Below are 18,942 nucleotides of genomic sequence, written 5' to 3' on the forward strand. Positions count from 1 at the left end.
GTGGAGCAGGTGGGGCCACGACCTCTGGCGCCTGGTACAAAAAAGAAATGTCGACGTACTTGAACAACGGGCGTTGCCGCAGACGGCTATGCCGGTAGCAACATCCCCACCATGCGCTGTGCCGATTTTGCCCAGGTGAAGATCTCGCCGTAGGCTCGCTGTCGGTCTTCGACCGAGACCACTGGCATCTGTTTCAACGCGTTTTCGATGCCGCCCAGATCCGGCACCACGACACGGCCCTGGCCATCGGCAGCTTCCTTGAGTTCGGGAATGTCCGAGACAATCACCGGCGTACCCACGGCGCGGGCCTCCAGCACCGGCATGCCAAAGCCTTCGTACAGCGACGGCATTACCAGCACGTCGGCGAGGGCGAACACGGCGGGCATCAGCTCATCGGGCACGTACCCGGGTAGGACAATGCCCAGTGCGGCGTTGTCGCTAATTTTTTGTGCGAGCTCTTTGTTCTGCCAGCCCTTGGCACCGACCAGCACAAGCTGGTGGTCATGCAGCAGGCCGGCTTCTTTGAGCTTTACGAACGCGCTCACCAGAATGCCAATGTTCTTGCGCGGCTCCAGCGTCGATACCGCCAGCAGGTAAGGCGGGCGAATGCCACGGGGCGCCAGGGCCTGTTCGGCGATCTCGCGGTCACCGGCATCCATCGGATGAAAGTCGGGGCGTACGCCTGGGTGAATCACCAGGTCGGCCGAGCGGCCCACCCAGTGTTGCAAACGATCGGAAGTGCCTTGGGAGTTGGTGAAAATCGCATCGGCGCTGCGCACGTCACGGTCGAACCAGAGAATGTGCGACAAACGTGTGGCCCACTCCATGGTTTTGGGCACCAGGCGGTGGTTGAGGTCGTGCACCGTCACCACAATGCGGCGTGCCACTTTCTTGCCCGGGTGAATCGTGCGACCGGCCCAGAACACATCAAGATTGTCGCGCCGCGCCAAGGCCGCACCGCGGGTTTTCAACCAGGCAAACGAAGGTATTTTACGCGCCAGCGAGTGCGGTTCCTGGCGTACCACCCAACGCTCGGAGGGCAGGGCAACGTTCTCGGGCGCCAGGCGGGTGTAAACAAAGAAACTCGCAGAGGGGAGCAGGCGGTCAAGCTCTTTGCACAGGTTGAATACGTACTGCCCGACACCAGAGAGGGGCTTGCGCAAGGCATCCCCGTCAATCCCAATTTTGCTCGCAGGTTGTGGCAGGCAGGTCACTGCTGCGGTCGCCATGTAAATCTCCTTGTTTGTAAGTGCTCATCGTGCAAATCGGGCCGCAACGTCCACGGCCGCAATACTGCTTACAAGATTCGAGGTGAGACCTGCGAACAGGCCTCGCGTGATGGCAACGGGTAAAAAAATTCATGCAGCGTGCCGCGCCGGAAGAAGCGGCTGGCACGGTGCGGAATGTTTTTTGTTGTTATACGCGCAGGCTTGTTACAGCTTTAGATGTCCAGCACGTGCAAGGGATTGAGCTTGCCGGTCATCAGATCGCGGACGGCTTGAAAGTTCCCTTTTAAACGGCCGGGGAAATCTTTTATGCGAATCATGAACAAGGTTTTTGCCACATTTGCGATGAAGTTCTTGGACATCAGCTTGGCGGCGGTGCGCCACGTCATGGAGCCCTTGCGCGCGAGGAAGATCGGGTTGGCGATCTGCGAATAACCAAAGCGCACACCGCTGGTACGGCCCGAGCTGACGCCCAGGTGCACACCCCGGCAGGTTGGCATCAACACCACTTGGCCATACTGACGGGCGCGGCTGGAGTAATCGAAGTCTTCCTGCCAGCCGTACATGGGCAGGTTTTCATCGAAGCGCAGGGCCGTGGCCACGGTGCCACGGTAGGCCATGTTGCAACCGTACAAGCCGGTCAGTGTCTTGACGCTGTGGGCGAATGACCAGTGGCTTTCAGGCGCTTTGTCACCGTTGAGGTAGCGCACGGCATCCTCTTCGGAAACGCCGAATTCGCTGTTCACCCCGTCGGCCAGCACGTTGCCGGTAATACCGACGATATGCGGGGAGTCCTTCAGTGCCTGGCCGGCGCTTTCCAGCCAGTTGGGGGCAGGGCGAAAGTCGTCATCGTAGAACGTGACAAACCATTCCTTGGCATCGAGCCCGGCCACTTTCGGGGCCAGGGCATCGAGCCCCACGTTGCGTTGAATGGTCAGGCCGGCCCGGGACAGCAGAATGTGGGCGCGCCCTTCGGTCACCGAGGGGTGACTGGCCAGGCCTTCCACATCTTTATCTTCACTGCCCACTATCACCACGTGCGCCGGTATATCCGTTTGACGGTCAAGGTACTCCAGCAAGGTATAGGTTTCTTTGCTGCGGCCTTTTGTGGCGATTACGACGAATGCCTTCATTGGAAAATCCATCATTTTTTAACGTTGAAGATACGAGCCAGAATGCCCATTTTCCAGCAGTAGTAAGTCAGGCTTGCACACACAATCAACTCACCCCCAATACGGGCAATAGCCATGCCCATACCGCCGTATTGCATACCCAGAGGGACAGCGCAGACCAGGCTTACGGCCGCCCCCACCAATACCACTTTTGCCAGAACGCTTTCCTTGTGCTGGGGAATCAGCACGTAAAAACTAACCACCAGATTGAAGGCGCTGATCGGGAACAGAAACGCCATGCATTGCAAGATGCCCACGCTCTTTTCAAAGCCGGGGCCGAAGATCAGTGGCACCACCCAGGGGCCCAGCGCCAGGCTGCACACCAACCCCGCCACACCCATGCCGACGATCAACAGCATGCCTTTGCGAATGACCACAAAGGCGTGGGCTTCATCCTCGATAAACAGCTTGGCAATCTTGGGTACGAACACCTGGCCCGCCGGCCCCATCAGCGCCAGCCCCACACCCACCAGGCGCTCTGCTGCACCAAAGGAGCCGACTTCGGCCGTGGTGGAAAGAATGCTCAGCAAGTAGGTGGATGAAGCCACCAGCAGGGTAGAGGTGCCGGTGTACAGGAACATGGTGCTGGAGGAGCGCACCAGCGCGCTGCCGTCCTTGATGCTGAAGCGGGCGCCGTGAATTTCGTTGCGGATCATCCAGTAGCCGGCGCCGGAGGCCACCAGCCCCGAGCCCAGCAGAGCCAGCAGTACCAAGGCGCTGTCATCCGGGCCACGTACCAGGCTGAACACCAGCACCAGGCTGACGGCAAAGCCCAGCACTTCCAGTTTTACCGCGCTGCGTGGGCGGTGGGTGCCGGAGAAGTACCAGCCCAGGTTGAACGCCGACACAATGCCCAGTGCCACGCCGGCAGCGGCGGTCAGTGGGTGCGCGTGCAGCACTGGCGAAACCATGATTGCCCCGGCACCACCGATGGCACCCAGCAGCGCGAGCAGCGTGCGCGCGCTGACATGGCGGCCCACCAGCCCGGCATAGCGCTCCGGCCCAAGCGGGGCAATTTCGCGGATCCCAGAGGTGGTAAAACCCCACTCCACAAACCGCCAGGTAATGGTCATCAGCGACATTGCCGCCAACACCACGCCATACCCTTCAACCCCCAAGACCCGTCCATAGAACGGGATCAGCAACAGCAGGTAGACGTAGCGCAGGGTGTAAGCCATGTAAACAAAGAACAGATCTGCGCGAGACTTCTTATCGCTCGCCTGATTCGAATTCACCATCGTGGTAGCTCAGTGCCTTGATGAATCGAATGGGGGTGCCCGGGGAACAGGTTCGGGCTCGTACGGTCAGCCAGTTGTTTGCGCGTACTCAGCACCACCGCCAGGGTGGTGGCGTACAGAAACGCGTTGTAGTTGTTGAAGTCCGGCGTGGTGCCAATCAGCAAGCTCACGATAAAGGTCGGGATATACGCATAGCGCACTGCGTTCATCATCGCCCGGCCGCTGGCATCACCCAGTGGCGGCAGCTTGCGACGCATCGACTGCCACACAAACGCGAAGTACAACAGGCCGCCGATAATGCCGCTGTTGCTGAACACCGCAGCGGCGAAGTTAGAGGTGCGCGTGGCGCCGATGCCCACGCCCAGGCCCCAGGTGTCCCACAGCGCTTGCCAGCCGACGGCTGTCCACATGGTGCGTTCTTCGTAGGAGGAGGTTTTGGACTTGTTCACCACCATCTCGTTGAACTGCGCAACGATAGGGTCCAGCACCGCTGGTGCAAACAGCACCACCAGGCCAATGCCAACCAGGGCCGTCCACACAATCCAGAACTCTGCGCCCAGACCTTTGCCCGGGTTCTTGGAGCTTTTGCGCACCGCCCATTCCAGGCCGGCCGACAGAAAGAACACCACCAGGCCCACGTAGGAGGCCGAGGAGGTCGACAGCCAGATCATGCCGATCAACCCCACCGTCAGTGCCGGCGCTACGCGCTCACGCAACCAGCGGCTTTCCATGGCGTGGCGGAAAAAGTAGATCAGGCCCAGGAAGGTAATGCTCAAGAAGCCATAGGCCGAAGCCTCTGGCATCAAGCCCACCACGCGTTTGCCGCCGAGAATTTCCACCTCGGTCATCAGTGCATAGGTCGCGGTTCGGAAGGGCGCGAGCAGTGGGTCCAGCGGTACATATTGGCTCATGAAATCGAGCACGCCAGTCACCAGCGCAATCGCCCCGCCCAGGCACATGGCCGCCAACGCATGTTGGCGGTTAGCCGGCTCGCGCATCATGCGGGTGAAGGCAAATACCGCGAATACCGAGATGCTCAGATAGGCCATCTGCGAGAAATTCTGCGTGGTGGGCTTAAGGGCTTCACCGAAGGTGGACAGTTCCAGCCGCACCGGAATGATGGTGACCTCGTTCATAAACAGCCGCGGCATAAAGGCGGTGACGAACAGGGCAACCAACCAGTAAAGAAACAGCAGCAGCAGCCGCTTGGGCGACAACGCTGAACCGACAAAAAATTCGAGGCCCGCGCGGTTGCACAGGGTGCGCGCGACAATCAGCAACACCACGATAGGGGTGGGTGTCAGGGTCAGGCCGCCGGTCATGTTGGCGGGGATTACGGCAAACGCACCGAAAGAAAACGAGCCAAAAAACAGGTACAGCAGAGCATGGGGCTTGCGAAACATACTGAGGACAACAAAGCCCCAGAATATGGCGATAGGAATGGCTTCCATGGTTCGGTATCGGTGCTCGTGAAATGAATAAAAAAGGGTGCTGGTTTGCCGTAAAAAAAAGGGTCGCGCTTGTAGAAGCCCCGTGTTGCGCACGGGGCTTGTCTGCTCTTGGCGAGCGTTTTAGTAGATGTTTTTCGATAGCAACGTGAATGGCGTCTTGATCAGGATTTTCACATCCAGCCACAAGGACCACTGGTTGATGTAGTTGAGGTCCTGGTTGACCCGTTGCTGCATCTTGTCGATGGTTTCGGTTTCGCCACGGTGCCCGGTGATTTGCGCAAGGCCGGTGATGCCCGGTTTGATCCGGTGACGGGCCATGTAGGCGCGAATCTTGTCGGTGTAGTAGATGTTGTGGGTGACTGCGTGAGGGCGTGGGCCGACCAGCGCCATTTCACCGAACACCACGTTGAACAGCTGTGGCAATTCATCGAGGGAGGTGCGGCGGATAAAGGCACCGACCTTGGTAATACGGTCGTCACCACGGGTGGCTTGTTTAACCACGGTTTCTGGCGCGTGAACCCGCATGGAGCGGAATTTCCACACCTTGATCACTTCACCGTTCCAGCCGTGGCGTTCCTGTTTGAACAGGATCGGGCCAGGGGAAGAACGCCGCACCGCGATGGCAATGCCGATCATCAGCGGGCTGAGCAGCAGCAGGGCGAGGGCGGCCAGGGTGCGCTCCATGGCTTCCTTGGCAAACAGGGCGGCCGGGTGCGAACTGATCGGGCTTTCGTTGAGGTAGATGGCCGGCATGTGCTCGATTTCGGAAATCGACTGGTTGAGCAGCAGCATGGAGCCGAAGTCCGGAATCCAAACCACGTCCACGCTCATGTCGAGCAGGTCGATGTAGATGTTCTCGATGTGCTGCACTTCACCCAGCGGTACGGCGATGTAAACGCGGCGAATGTTCTCGCGCTCGATCACATCACGCAGCTCGCTCAGGGTGCCGAGCACCGGCAGGCCATTGTCGTCGGCCGGGTCGCTCTTTTCGGTGGCGATCATGCCGATCAGCGGCACGCGGCTGGGGTGGCTGAGTTTGTCAGCCAGGTCTTTGGCCAGCGAACCGGTGCCAACGATGACCGAACGACGATCTTTGCGCAGTTTGCGCGAATGCAGGCGAGTGAGCATGCGCAATGGGATATAGCTGAGCACCTGCACCGCAAAGCCAAGAATGGCCCAGCTAAATACCACTTCACGCGAGTACACGCCGGTTGTCTGGGTGGCGAACGCGATGGTCATCATGGCGCCCAGCAGCAGGCACCAGCCGGCCAGCAAGCGGCCCATGCCAGACAGCAAGCGGTGGCGCTTGTGATACACCTGCAAGGCGGCATAGCAGGGCACAGAGCCCAGGATGGTGAGAACACCGAGTACTCGGTATTCGCTCGGGATTGAGCCAAATTTCATCACCACCAGGGCGGTAAGCACCAGGTTGGCAAGGAACATTGCAGTCACCCACTGACCCCAGAAGGTCAGGCCACGGCGGTTAGCCATGAGGTTGCTGTGTTGGGAAGTCATTTAACGGTTACCTCCACGCGTGCAGTAATTTCGGGTCCCGTCCAGCTCGTCGACGCCGCTCATGCAGAGCGTCTGTTCCAGACCATTGGTCTGGGCGAGGGCAAACAGGGTATTCGCAGCTTGATTCGTGCCATCCATAGCGTGGCGTGCAGAAATGAGAGCATCGACGCGTTGTTGGTGATTCAGCATCGGCCACGCGCGTAGGCCGATACTTGCCAGTTCCAACTGAACATCAGGGCGGTATGGGCCCCACTCGTTTGCTTGCTTCATGGCCTGTGCGAACTCACTGTCGAATTCGTCCAGGGCATATTTGCTGTGGGCCAGGTGCGCCCAGGTAGCCGGCCAGGTGGGCCGTGCCTGCGCCGATTGGCGGTAGGCAGCGGCCGCCAGCAGGCGCGAGGGGCGGGCGCTGTCGGCACCGGCCGGTTGATCGAATGCTTTCCAGCTGTACACCTGGCCGAGCTGTTCCAGGTAGGTGCCGCTGGCCACCGGGTACAAGGCGTTGGCCTGCTTGGCGGCGTCCAGCGCGCTTTGCCATTTGGCTTCGGCCGGCAGCTGAGCGCTGGCGGCCCAGCGTTGCAATGCCAGTTCAGCGCGGTGGCTGGCCAGGCCGGCCAGCAGCATTTGGCTGGCTGGCACCAGGGCGGCGAGGGCGCCCACCAGGCACACGCCGGTCAGCGCGCGGTACAGCGGCGATTGCGGCTTGGGCGGCTGGCGGTTGCCACGGCGTTCGCTACGCGCTGGCTGCTTGGGTAGTGGTGTGTCGGTCATGCGGCACTCGCGGCGGCAAAATGGCTTCGGGCAATACGCCACGGGTTGTCATCCACCAACAGGCGCGCGGCGGACTCGCCGATCAATTCGGCGGCGTGTTCCAGGCCAGGCAACAGGTTGGGCGGACGGTTTTTCATGTTGTGTGCGTCGCTGGCCAGGATGGTGACCTGGCCTGCCAGCAGAAAACGTTCTGCCAGTTCCTGGGCCGAGCTGCCGAAGTGTCCGGCCACGGCGCCAGCTGTGACCTGAAGCAGACAACCTTGAGCAAGAAAGGGTTCGATACGTTTGTGGTTGCCGGGGCCCATCAAGCCTTTGTTGCGTTCCGGATGGGCGATCAGCGGTTGAATATTGTTCTTCAACATCCAGGCCGTGAGCTTCTCGGCATGGCGCGGAATTTCACTGTGGGGAAACTCAAGCAGCAGCACCTTGCGGCCATTCCATTCACCCAGGTAGGGCAGTTGCCCTTCCATGGCCAGGTTCACCAGGTCCGAATCAAAGCGCGCTTCAGCGGCCGCACTCACCTGCAGGGCAATGCCGGCCTTGGCGAGCGCCTGGGCAAACTGCGCCACCACCAGGGCGATGCTCGCCTTGGTGTTGTTGTACCGGCCAGGGTGCAGATGCGGCGTGCACACCATATGGGTGGTGCCGCAGGCAACCGCGTGCGCAGCCATCTCCAGTGCCTGGTTCATGTCGGCGGCACCGTCGTCGATGCCAGGTAACAAATGCGAGTGCAGGTCAATCATGTGCTGCCTCCGGGCGTAGCTCACGCAGGTTATGACCCCATAAAACGGTCACCACCAGGCAGAGAACGGCGGATTAAAAAGGGTTGAATCGGCAATCCATGACCGGCGTCGAGCACCGGTTCGGATTAATAGCGAGTGGCCAAAAAGGGCCACTCAACAGTCGCAGACGCGTATGACAAACGCGTTAGGCTTTGGACGTTTCGCCATAGTTTTCGTAGTAGCTGGCATAGCTATAGCCGTACTTCGAGGTCTTGCTCAGATCAACCTGGTTCAGTACTACCCCGGTGATCGGGGCATTGTTCTGCAGCAACTGGCCCATGCCTTTTTGCACCATCGGAATCGAGGTGTGCTCGGCGCGAACCACATAGATCAGCGCGTCGCAGGAGGTGGCCAACAGCTTGGAGTCACTGACCGCCATGGTGGGAGGCGAGTCGATGATGATGCGCTGGTAGCGGGTTTTCAGCAGTTCCAGAATATTGGTCAGGCGTGCCGACGAGAGCAGCTCCTGCGGGTTCGGCGGCACCATGCCGGCTGGCATCATGTCGACGTTGCCCACGGTACGGATGCACTCATCCAGCTTGGCGGTACCGGCAATCAGGTTCGCCAGGCCCGGTGTGCCCACCGGGAAATCGAAGTTGCGGGCCATGGTCGGGCGACGCAGGTCGGCGTCGATCAACAGCACTTTTTCGATATGCGCCACCGAGAAGGCCAGGTTGCTGGCGATCGAACTCTTGCCCTCGCCCGGAACGGAGGAGGTGACCAGTACGATCTTGCGCGGGCTGTCGAGGTCGGTGAGCACCAGGCTGGTACGCAAGGTTCGGATCGATTCGCTGAACGCTTTGTTGACGTTGTCTTCGAACAGATGCGCGACCTGATGACGGTTCTTCTTCGGCACCAGTGGCACCACGCCCAATACCGGCACGTTGAGTTTGCTTTCGACGTCTTCAGTGCTCTTGAAGCTGTTGTTCAACGCTTCGAACAGCAAGGTCAGACCGATACCCAGCACGGCAGCCAATACGGCGGCGATACCGACGATCAGCGACTTGCGTGGTTTGCTCGCCTTGGTCGGCACGATGGCGCGGTCGACGATGCGGGCGTTGGCCGAGTTCATGTCCGAGGTGGCGGCGGTTTCCTTCAAGCGGGTGAGGAAGGTTTCGTACAGCGAACGGTTGGTGTCCACTTCACGTTGCAGTTCACGCAGCTTGAACTCCTTGCGGGAGATGTCCTGGATCTGCGCCTTGTTGGTGTTGAACGAGGAGCGCAGCGAGTTTTCGTTGGCCTGAGCCAGCTGATAATTGCGCTCGATACCGGCAACCACCAACTGCACCTGCGCCTGCAGGCTGGCAGTGGCGGCGGAGAGGTCGGAGCGGGCGGCCACCATGGCCGGGTGCTTGTCGCCATAACGGCGCGACATCTCTTCCACCTTGGCCTGGGCACGTGCCACATCGGCTTTGAATTGTTGAATCAGTGGGTGACCAAGCACGGCCGGCACGCTGGCCAGGCGGTCGAGGTCGCCGGCGGCGCTCAGGCTCTGCACTTGGCGGAACTGGCTTTCAGCTTCGGCACGTGCACGGCGGGCATCGATCATGCGGCTACCGGTGGCCGACAACTCGTTGGCACTGATGGTGGCCACGCCGTCGACATCAACCAGACCTTCGTGTTCACGGTAGGCCTGCAAGGTGTCTTCTGCGGTTTTCAGCTTGCCGCGCAGTTCTTCCAGGCGCGAGTTCATCCAGTTGGTGGTGGCTAGCGAGGTGTCCAGGCTGGCATCCAGCTGGCTCTCGATAAAGCCTTCAGCCATGGCGTTGGCGATTTTGGCCGACAGCTCAGGGTCTGGAATTTCCACGCTTACCGAGAGCAATTTGCTCTTACCCAGAATCTGCGGCTCGATCTCGTCACGCAGGCGCTGGGTAACGGTGTCGAACACCTGGGCTTCGGTCGGCCCGGCGTTCGGATCTTCTTCCGGCGCCAGGCCGGGAATCAGTTCACCGATGCCCGACTTGCGCAGCAGGGCGCGAGGGGAGAACGCCGACTCGGCATGTTGGCGCGGATCAAACAGCGGCTCGTCGGTGAGGTTCAGCTTGCGCACTACGCGCTCAGCCAGGCCGCGCGATTGCAGCAAAGCCAGCTGGGTTTGCAGGTACTCGCTGCCACTGTCGGAGGGGTCGAGAATCTGCTGGAACGACAGCACCGGCGGGTGCTTGTCTTCAATCAGCAGTACGGCGCCTGCACGGTATTGCGGCGTGAGGTTAAGCACGGCCACCACCGCCAGCATCGTCACGATGACGATAAAAGCGGCAATGTTCCACTTGCCCTGCCAGAGCGTGTCGCCCAGCTTTTTCAGGTCGATGACATCTTCGTCTTCGTTATGGCTACGAAACGGCAAGACTCGTTCTGGGGTAATGCGCTGCAGATCATTCATCAGAAAAAACCTTGCTCGATAGTGATGGTGTCGCCAGGAAGAATGGCGGTGTCGAGGGTGGCTTTATCGCCCTGACGGGTTTCACCGCTGCCACGCATGATGGTCACGCGCTTGGTCGAGGCGCGCTCCGTCAAACCACCGGCAAGGGCGATGGCACGTTGCAAGGTGAGGCCCGGCTGGTACGGATAACCACCAGGTTTTTGTACTTCACCGCTGATGTAGAACTCGCGGTAGGTGACCACGGCGACGGTGACTTTTGGATCTCTCAGGTAACCGTCTTTGAGTTTGTTGGCGATCAGGTCTTCGATCTGGTTCGGCGTTTTGCCCTTGGCGTTGATCTGGCCAACGAAGGGGTAGGTGAAGGTGCCGGCATCGTTCAGGCGAATTTCGTCGAAACTCAGGTCCGGCTCGCCGTACACCTGAATGCGCACTACGTCACCCGAGGCGAGCTGGTACTGGCCGCCGCTTTCGAGGGTTTCGGCGGCCACCGCCAACTGACAGAACACCAGGGTAATCAGCGAGAGAACAAGTCTGCGAATCATAGATAGGCTCAAGGTGGTATGTCTCAAAGGCTGCCGGTCAGGCTGATCATGTAGATGTTGCGTTTGAAGCTTTGTTCTGCCGCGCTGGAGTCGTCTTCGCGGTAGGTGTAACCCACGCCGATATCCAGCCAGCGGCGCATCTTGTAGCTCAGGCTCAAACCGATGGAGGAGAGGTCGTCTGAACGGTCCTGGCCTTCGTAGTCTTTGGTGCCGAACTCGTACTTCACCGTGGAAGTCACCCGTTCAGTCCAGCCGTGGGCCCAGGCCAGCGAGGTGCTGGTGTTTTTGATGGCGTCCGAGCCGTCGTCACCTTCATCGAAGGCACGGGTGGTGGTCAGGCTGAACTTGGAATAGGTCAGCGGCAGCCAGTCCACGCCCACTTCCCACATAGGGCTGCTGAGGTCGTCGCGGCTGTTGTCATCGAAGTCTTTCTTGGCATAACCAACGCGCAGCTTGCCGGTGGTTTTCGCCGTGGCATCCCAGGTGCCACCCACCAGCACGGCATCGGTGGTGCTGTTGCGGGGGCTGTCTTTGAGTACGTAGTCGTACTTGCTGTGGCGCACTTCCACCAAAGAGTTGGTGGCCCCGCCCAGGCGGTGGAACCAGATGGCATTCAGGGCCGTGGTGTCGCGCTCTTCGTCAGCGTTGATATCGCCGCTGTTGTCGTAGCGCAGCTCTTCGTAGTTGGCGCCGAAGTCCAGGCGGTTATTGGCTTTGGCCGAACCGATGCTGTACACGCCGCCGACGTGGGTGGAATGGTATTTGTCGTTCTCTTGCTCAACCGCGGTGTCGGCGGTTTCCTCGATCTTGTTGTAACCAGCCTCCATTTTCAGGCGGTGGCTCGAGGTGAATTCCATGATGCTTTCGAGCAACACCTTGTGGTCGGTGTTCGAGGCGTCGGACGCATCATGGTAGATGTCGCTGTTGGCTTCGTAAGTGGCCCGGTAGGCGCTGTTACGGTCTTCAGCCAGCAGTTCGAAAGTCGGTGTAATGCTGGTGATCCAGGACGACTCCTTCTGATGCTCCAACTCGCGGAAGTTGTCGTCGTAGCTTTCTTTCACGGCCAGGGTCGGGGTGAATTGCAGGCCGAAGACGTCGACACTCTGCGGTTCCAATGCCCAGGCCGAGGCGGGAAGTAGGGTCGGTGCTGCAAGCGTGATGGCTAGCCGACGGATCGATTTCATGCGAAGTCCTTGCTGTGTTCATTCCTGCGGCGAGACGCGCGTCAGGGTGTACGGGGAAGCTGTGCCGCTTCGCTTAGTGCGCAGCGTTTGCAAATGGTTTCATCAACGTTTTGCCAACCCCGTATCAACTTGCGCTCGCGGTCCCCGGGTTGCTGCCGGTGCCTGCGTTGCTGGTGCCTGGAACGCCGGTGCCGCTGTCACCGAAGCTCGGGCTGCTGTCGCCAGCGGCGGTGGGCTGCAGGTCGGACACCAGGGATGCCAACTCGGCGGCCTGGTCAGGCGCGGCGGCGATGGCAGCTTCAAGAATTTCGCTGAATTGGTCGGGTACTGCCGTTACCAGCGCCGTGACGAACGGTCCGGCCAATTCCGGGTGCGCCGGAATCACCGCCGAGGTGATGGCCACCGCATTGGCCGGCGACTGCTTGGCCAGATTGCCCAACGCGGTGGCCAGGGTTTGGCCCGAGTAAGCGCTGAGCTGGTGCGCCTGGCTGCTGGTCAGGGGCACGTTGGCGGCCTGCAAAGCCAGAACGGTTTCCGGGGCGGCGTGAGCGGTGCCGGCGGCGAGCGAAACGAGGAGGGCGGTGGCTACGGTAGCGCGCATGGCGTCTGTCCTTGTACGGAGGTTGGCCGCTCGAATGCAGGGAGCGAATCAACGGCAAAAATTCAGGCCTTTCCCCACGCTACCGCCCCAAGGTTACACGTATGGTCCTTGATAACGCGGCACGCTGATGTGGTGGAAAAGCAGTTTCGGTAGAACGGTTTACGGCCGGGTTCAAGCGCTCTTGATATGGTTCAAGGGCACGCGAACAGGTTGTTCACGGCTTAATAACTGCAACAGGATCATCACCCGTTCGGTGCCATCCATTGCCAGGAAGATGCCTTCCAATGTGCTTAATGGGCCCTGGATGATTTGCAGCTTGTCGCCCGGTCTGAACGCCTGACTGGGCACTTCTCCCGAGCAGCGCGCACGCAAATGCTCGATCACCTGATCGGTGACCGTGGCGGGGCCGTGGTTGAAGTTGACGATGCGGCTGACTCCGCGCGTGGAGCGCAGCGCAGACCAGTTGTCCTCGTGGCTCAACTGGATAAATAGGTAGCCGGGGAACAGTGATTCGAGCACGCAGTGCGGCTTGCCACGCAGTACGCGTTGCGCCACCAGTTGCGGCCTGAAGGTCACATAGTTCTGCCGGAGCAGGTTTTCTTCAGCTCGACTGTCTTGGCGCGCCTTGCATTGCAAGAGGTACCAGGCCGGCTGGGTGGTGCTGAGTCTTTCCATAGACCTTTCACTCCACTTCGCGAGATCAAGCTGGCTGAGAAATCTGGAGTCGTGCGTTACGACCACCTACGCACTCGAACCAGGCCCTACTTCACACGAAGCACGAAATATGCCATCACATAACGCCAATGCTAGCGAAGCAATGTGTCGCTTTCATGGCGCCCCCCGTTAGCGAGGATTTCTAGCTGATTTCCTTAGGTTTATTTTTGTTGAAAAGTTCAAAAAAAATTTACCGAGGTGACAGCGGACGGCGAGCATAGGCCTCTTGAAGCGCAGTGGCAACCTGCTATCTCTTGAGGCTCCACCTGTATTAAGTCCCTTACACATCTAGGAATTTGCTGATTTTCAATGACCTGATTCCTTGCTGGCGCCCTGCCAGGTCTCGTTTTAGACCCGACTTTGGTTTGATTGTTTTTCTTTAATTAGTCGGGGAATTGGCCATTTCGTCGTCCGATCAACGGTCGCTGTGTGTTGAAAAAATTACCAATTTCTGCCAGCTGGTCTGCGGGCTGCCGACCCATCCATGCACCCTTGCTGTGCAGTAGAAGGCGACGCTGCTACTAAACGATGACAAGGGGGGGCGTTTTTAGATGATTGGTGCGGTTTTTTGCGGCATATCTGCCAGACGGAAAGTCAATTGCGCCGGGTTAAGGGGCTGATTGGTGCGCAGGTTGTTGGATTGCTGTTGCTGGGTGGGCAGCGCAGAGCCTGGGGGGCGGTTGTCTTGTGGAGTCGGCACGGCGCACCGCCTGCCCGCTTTTAGCCCGAGCGAGCGCTTGGTGCCGAAGTTCATGGCGGATTTACCGTTTCGCTATAGCGAAATGCTTACAAGGCGTGGCTCTGATATCGCCTTTTTTGTTTGTAGGAGATTGCTTAATGTGGAGTCGTCACTGAAGCGCAGGGAGTGCTTCAGGATCAGGGACGATCGACCATTGCCAGGGTGGCAGCCGACAGGATGTTGGGATGGTCTGAGAAAAACCCGCTTCGGCGGGTTTTTTGTTGTGTGTGTGATTTCAAGTTTTAGATCAAATGCCCCTCACCCCAACCCCCTCGCCTGGCCGGCCGGCCTAGCGGGAGAGGGGCTGCTTTTCGTAGGAGCTAGCTTGCTAGCGAACCCTGAAAAGGTAATTCGAGACCTGTGTTTGCAGGATTCGCCAGCAAGCTGGCTCCTACAAAAAGCAACGCGGTCGGCGCCAAACGTCACCCCCTCGCCCGCTAGGCCGGCCGGGCAGGCGAGAGGGGCCGTTGATCTGGCTTTTGATCTACCGCTTGTGATCTACCCGCCCCTTGAGCGCCAGGCCGAGCGGAGTCGTTGCGTAAGGGGTCGTAGCGGCCGGGAGCCGCGAAGAGGGATGAGGGCCATGGATGGCCCTTCAGCCCGGCCCCTGGAGCGACGACGCAGCGAGGGAACCCGAAGCACAGCGTAGGGCCCAGGTAGGGGCAAGATTTTTTGGTTTCTTTTTCATCGACTGGAAAAAGAAACTCGCGCGTAAGGCGCGAAATAAAACGTTCACCACACGCGGTAATGCAGAAAAACAACAGTCGCCTCATAAACCGCAAGGTGCGCGGAGCACACCCTACAAGGGCCTCGCGCGTAAGGCGCGAAACAAAACGTTCAGCGCATGCGGTAAAGCAGAAAGCACACAGTCGCCTGATAAACCGCAAAGGTGCGCGGAGCACACCCTACAAAAGCTTAGCGCGTAAGACGCGAAACAAAACGTTCAGCACACGCGGTAATGCAGACAAACACCGATCACCAAAAAAACTATCCCCTACGCTGCAACGTGCACTTAGGCTGCTCCCCAAACAACCCTTTATACGCCTCCGCAAACCTACCCAAATGCCAGAACGACCACCGCATCGCCACCTCAGCCACCGTCGTCTCCTCAGGCGCTGCCAGCGTCAGATCCCGGTGCGCCGCATTCAACCGGCGCAACCGTAACCACGCACTGGGCGTAATCCCGGTGAACTGCGTAAACGAATGCTGCAACTGCCGCACCGTCACCCCCGCCGCCGTGGCCAACTCCAACACATTGAAATTGTCCTCCGGGTAGGCGCTGGCCAACTCGAACACCTGCCCCACAATCCGCCGGTCTTCAGCCAGGCGCCGCTGCTTCAACTGATCGAGCGAGCGCGAGGAACAATCCAGCACGAACAGACAGTCATCCACCAACTGGCGTGACAAGCTCGCATCCAGGCTTGCCCCCGGCGTGGCCGACAATTTGTTCAGTACATAACTCAACCACGAACTGAATACTTGGCTCTGCTGCGACCGCAGTGGCGTCAGCAGCAACCCGTCCAGGCTGCCAGGGCAAAGGCCCTGGCCCATCAGATCAAGGTCGACCACCACCGCTACCTCGCGGTAGTGCTCCGGGGTAATCCAGGTGTTCTGGCTTTCGCTGTTTAGTAGGTAGAGGGCGCCATCGGCCATGTCGAAGCTGAACACCAGTGCCTTGTCGGGCGCATGAAAATGCTGCTCGACCCGCGTGTTCATCCGTTCTTCATAGGCTTCTACGCCGTTGCATTGGGCATGCACGATGCTGCCGTGAAATCGCCCGGCCGACATCTGCGCGTAGTGCTGCTGCCAGCCGTCGATGGCTGTGCGCTGTTGGTCCACGTCGAGTGTTTGTAGGACCTTGATCGCCATGCGCCCCTCCGGGCTGCTTTCTTATATAGCGGGAAAAAGACGCCCGATTATGGCCGGGCTCGCGCTTTGGATTGTTTAGCCGTTTGCGGAGCTTAGGTTGGCCGTTTGGCGACTAAACGTCGCATGCGCCAAAAAGTGGCAGCAGACGTTGCGCAAACTGGATAGATGCCCCAATTGCCGGGCGTGCAGACTCGGTGCCTTCAAGCACAACTCCCTGAGGGTTTATGAAAGGCGATCTGCAACAGCTGAAAACTTGGCTGAATAACAACAAAGTCACCGAAGTGGAATGTCTTGTCTCCGACCTCTCCGGCATCGCTCGCGGCAAGATTTCTCCCACCAACAAGTTTCTCGCCGAGCAAGGCATGCGCCTGCCCGAGAGCGTGCTGTTGCAAACGGTGACCGGCGACTTTGTCGATGACGACGTCTATTACGACCTGCTCGACCCCGCCGATATCGACATGCATTGCCGCCCCGACGAAAACGCTGTGTTCCTGGTGCCGTGGGCGCTGGAACCGACCGCTCAGGTAATCCACGACACCTACGACAAGATGGGCAACCCCATCGACCTGTCGCCGCGCAATATCCTCAAGAAGGTGTTGGCGCTGTACACCGCTAAAAACTGGAAGCCGATCGTGGCGCCGGAAATGGAGTTCTACCTCACTGAACGCAGCCCCGACCCGGATTATCCGTTGAAGCCGCCGGTAGGCCGCTCCGGTCGTCAGGAAACCGGTCGCCAGTCGTATTCCATCGAAGCCACCAACGAATTCGACCCGCTGTTCGAAGACATGTACGACTGGTGCGAAGCCCAGGGCCTGGACCTCGATACCCTGATTCACGAGGAAGGCACGGCGCAGATGGAAATCAACTTCCGTCACGGTGATGCCCTGCACCTGGCCGACCAGATTTTCGTGTTCAAGCGCACCATGCGCGAAGCCGCGCTGCGTCATAACGTGGCCGCCACCTTTATGGCCAAGCCAATGACCGGCGAGCCTGGCAGTGCCATGCACGTGCACCAGAGTGTGGTGGACCTGAGCACCGGCAAAAGCGTGTTCGCCAACGAAGATGGCAGCATGAGCGAGCTGTTCCTGGGCCATATCGGCGGCCTGCAGAAGTACATCCCCGAAACCTTGCCGCTGTTCGCCCCCAACGTGAACTCGTTCCGCCGCTTTCTGCCGGACACCTCGGCACCGGTGAACGTGGAGTGGGGTTCGGACAACCGTACCGTGGGCTTGCGTGTGCCGGAGTCCGACCCGCAGAACATGCGCGTGGAAAACCGCCTGCCGGGCGCCGACGCCAACCCGTACCTGGCACTGGCGGCCAGCTTGCTGTGCGGTTACGTGGGTATGGTTGAAGGCCTGAACCCGAGCGAGCCGGTGGTGGGCCGTGGCTATGAGCGCCGCAACCTGCGCTTGCCGCTGACCCTGGAACAGGCGCTGGAATGCATGGAACAGTCGACCATGGTCAAGGAGTACCTGGGCCAGCGTTTCCCGGCCGCTTATGTGGCTGTGAAACGCGCTGAGCATGAAAACTACAAGCGCGTCATCAGTTCCTGGGAGCGCGAGTTCCTGCTGCTGAGCGTGTAAAAAAACAACAACCGTAAGGGCGATTCGATGAGCAAATCACTGATCAAAACAGTGCTGGCTAGCAGCGTATTGCTGCTCAGCGGCGGCGTGTATGCCGCCGGCGTGGTGAACGTTTACAACTGGACCGACTACATCGGCGAAACCACCTTGAAAGACTTCAAGGCCGAAACCGGCATCAACCCGGTGTACGACGTGTTCGACTCCAACGAAACCCTGGAAGGCAAGCTGCTGGCCGGGCGCACCGGTTACGACATCGTCGTGCCGAGCAACCACTTCCTTAGCCGGCAGATTCGCGCCGGGGTGTTCCAGAAGCTGGACAAGAGCCTGTTGCCCAACTTCAAAAACCTCAGCCCGCAATTGCTCGAGCGCCTGCAAGAAAACGATCCCGGTAACGAATACGCCGTGCCGTACCTGTGGGGTACCAACGGCATCGCGTTCAACGTGAAGAAGGTCAAGGAAGCCTTGGGCGTTGACACCATCGACTCCTGGGCCGTGTTGTTCGAACCGGAAAACATCAAGAAGCTGCAAGCGTGCGGCGTGACCTTTATGGACTCGCCGGACGAGATCTACCCGGCATTGCTCAACTACATGGGCAAGAGCCCGCGTAGCGACAAACTGGAAGACTACAAAGAGGCGCAGAAGAAACTCGACGCCATTCGCCCCTACATCACCTATTTCCACTCCTCGAAATACGTGGCGGATCTGGCCAACGGCAATATCTGCGTAGCGTTCGCCTACTCGGGTGACGCCTTCCAGGCCATGAGCCGCGCGCAGGAAGCCAAGAACGGTATCGACATCGCCTACGTGGTGCCCAAAGAGGGCGCTAACCTGTGGTTCGACATGCTGGCCATTCCGGCTGACGCGAAAAACGTTGCCGAGGCGCACGCCTATATCAACTACCTGCTCAAGCCTGACGTGATCAGCAAGGTCAGCGACTTTGTCGGCTACGCCAACGCCAACCAGGCAGCGGATGCGGTAATGGACCCGGAAATTCGTCAGAACCCCTCTATTTACCCGTCCGATGACGTGCTGAAAAAGCTCTACGTTTCCTCCGAGTGGACGCCTGCGGTAATGCGCTGGACCACTCGCGCCTGGAACAACTACAAGTCCGGTCGGTAACTGCTCTTTGTAGGCGCGGCTTGAGCCGCGATGCTCTGATCTTCAACAGCATC

The 18,942-nt window shown here is 59.4% G+C and carries 16 protein-coding genes; 2 read left to right on the plus strand and 14 right to left on the minus strand.

Annotation, left to right across the window (positions count from 1 at the left end):
* Nucleotides 1-86: 86 nt before the first annotated feature.
* The 14 genes from PKE98_RS05880 to PKE98_RS05945 all read right to left on the minus strand — a co-directional run bounded on the left by PKE98_RS05880 (nt 87) and on the right by PKE98_RS05945 (nt 16,187).
* Entirely contained in the window at nt 87-1,229 is a 1,143-nt protein-coding gene (locus tag PKE98_RS05880) for a glycosyltransferase family 4 protein (protein WP_271194331.1), read from the minus strand.
* Between the two features lie 212 nt (nt 1,230-1,441).
* Nucleotides 1,442-2,359 (minus strand): glycosyltransferase family 2 protein, encoded by a 918-nt coding sequence (locus PKE98_RS05885; RefSeq protein WP_271194332.1) that lies wholly within the window; start codon nt 2,357-2,359, stop codon nt 1,442-1,444.
* Nucleotides 2,360-2,370: 11 nt separating this feature from the next.
* The gene (locus tag PKE98_RS05890; protein ID WP_271194333.1) at nt 2,371-3,636 is read right to left on the minus strand and encodes an oligosaccharide flippase family protein; all 1,266 of its coding nucleotides are present in this window, start codon (nt 3,634-3,636) and stop codon (nt 2,371-2,373) included.
* Complete coding sequence (locus PKE98_RS05895) at nt 3,630-5,087, minus strand: O-antigen ligase family protein (protein ID WP_271194334.1); 1,458 nt, start codon at nt 5,085-5,087, stop codon at nt 3,630-3,632. The genes PKE98_RS05890 and PKE98_RS05895 overlap by 7 nt, the downstream gene beginning before the upstream one ends.
* A 120-nt stretch (nt 5,088-5,207) precedes the next feature.
* Nucleotides 5,208-6,602: an undecaprenyl-phosphate glucose phosphotransferase gene (locus PKE98_RS05900; RefSeq protein ID WP_271194335.1), complete on the minus strand. Its 1,395-nt coding sequence runs from the start codon at nt 6,600-6,602 to the stop codon at nt 5,208-5,210.
* Nucleotides 6,603-7,373 carry a hypothetical protein gene (locus PKE98_RS05905; protein WP_271194336.1) on the minus strand — a complete coding sequence of 257 codons (771 nt, stop codon included), beginning with the start codon at nt 7,371-7,373 and terminating at the stop codon, nt 6,603-6,605.
* The gene (locus tag PKE98_RS05910) at nt 7,370-8,116 is read right to left on the minus strand and encodes a tyrosine-protein phosphatase (RefSeq protein WP_271194337.1); all 747 of its coding nucleotides are present in this window, start codon (nt 8,114-8,116) and stop codon (nt 7,370-7,372) included. The genes PKE98_RS05905 and PKE98_RS05910 overlap by 4 nt, the downstream gene beginning before the upstream one ends.
* A 184-nt stretch (nt 8,117-8,300) precedes the next feature.
* The gene (locus tag PKE98_RS05915) at nt 8,301-10,538 is read right to left on the minus strand and encodes a GumC family protein (protein WP_271194338.1); all 2,238 of its coding nucleotides are present in this window, start codon (nt 10,536-10,538) and stop codon (nt 8,301-8,303) included.
* Nucleotides 10,538-11,080 (minus strand): polysaccharide biosynthesis/export family protein, encoded by a 543-nt coding sequence (locus tag PKE98_RS05920; protein ID WP_271194339.1) that lies wholly within the window; start codon nt 11,078-11,080, stop codon nt 10,538-10,540. Before PKE98_RS05920 ends, PKE98_RS05915 begins: the two co-directional genes overlap by 1 nt.
* 23 nt (nt 11,081-11,103) lie before the next feature.
* Nucleotides 11,104-12,264 carry an outer membrane beta-barrel protein gene (locus PKE98_RS05925; protein ID WP_271194340.1) on the minus strand — a complete coding sequence of 387 codons (1,161 nt, stop codon included), beginning with the start codon at nt 12,262-12,264 and terminating at the stop codon, nt 11,104-11,106.
* Nucleotides 12,265-12,388: 124 nt separating this feature from the next.
* On the minus strand, nt 12,389-12,865 hold the full coding sequence (locus PKE98_RS05930) for a hypothetical protein (RefSeq protein WP_271194341.1): 477 nt from the start codon (nt 12,863-12,865) through the stop codon (nt 12,389-12,391).
* 171 nt (nt 12,866-13,036) lie between these two features.
* Entirely contained in the window at nt 13,037-13,540 is a 504-nt protein-coding gene (gene rfaH, locus PKE98_RS05935) for a transcription/translation regulatory transformer protein RfaH (RefSeq protein ID WP_271194342.1), read from the minus strand.
* 586 nt (nt 13,541-14,126) lie between these two features.
* Nucleotides 14,127-14,333 carry a hypothetical protein gene (locus PKE98_RS05940; RefSeq protein WP_271194343.1) on the minus strand — a complete coding sequence of 69 codons (207 nt, stop codon included), beginning with the start codon at nt 14,331-14,333 and terminating at the stop codon, nt 14,127-14,129.
* A gap of 972 nt (nt 14,334-15,305) precedes the next feature.
* Nucleotides 15,306-16,187, minus strand: coding sequence for a helix-turn-helix domain-containing protein (locus tag PKE98_RS05945; protein ID WP_271194344.1), 882 nt, complete (start codon nt 16,185-16,187; stop codon nt 15,306-15,308).
* 224 nt (nt 16,188-16,411) lie between these two features.
* Between PKE98_RS05945 and PKE98_RS05950 the strand changes: the two genes are divergently transcribed.
* Both PKE98_RS05950 and PKE98_RS05955 read left to right on the plus strand, forming a co-directional pair.
* Nucleotides 16,412-17,770 carry a glutamine synthetase family protein gene (locus PKE98_RS05950; protein WP_271194345.1) on the plus strand — a complete coding sequence of 453 codons (1,359 nt, stop codon included), beginning with the start codon at nt 16,412-16,414 and terminating at the stop codon, nt 17,768-17,770.
* A gap of 27 nt (nt 17,771-17,797) precedes the next feature.
* Entirely contained in the window at nt 17,798-18,889 is a 1,092-nt protein-coding gene (locus PKE98_RS05955) for a polyamine ABC transporter substrate-binding protein (RefSeq protein ID WP_271194346.1), read from the plus strand.
* Nucleotides 18,890-18,942 lie beyond the last annotated feature (53 nt).

The sequence above is a fragment of the Pseudomonas turukhanskensis genome, assembly GCF_027922365.1.
Classification (GTDB): domain Bacteria; phylum Pseudomonadota; class Gammaproteobacteria; order Pseudomonadales; family Pseudomonadaceae; genus Aquipseudomonas; species Aquipseudomonas turukhanskensis.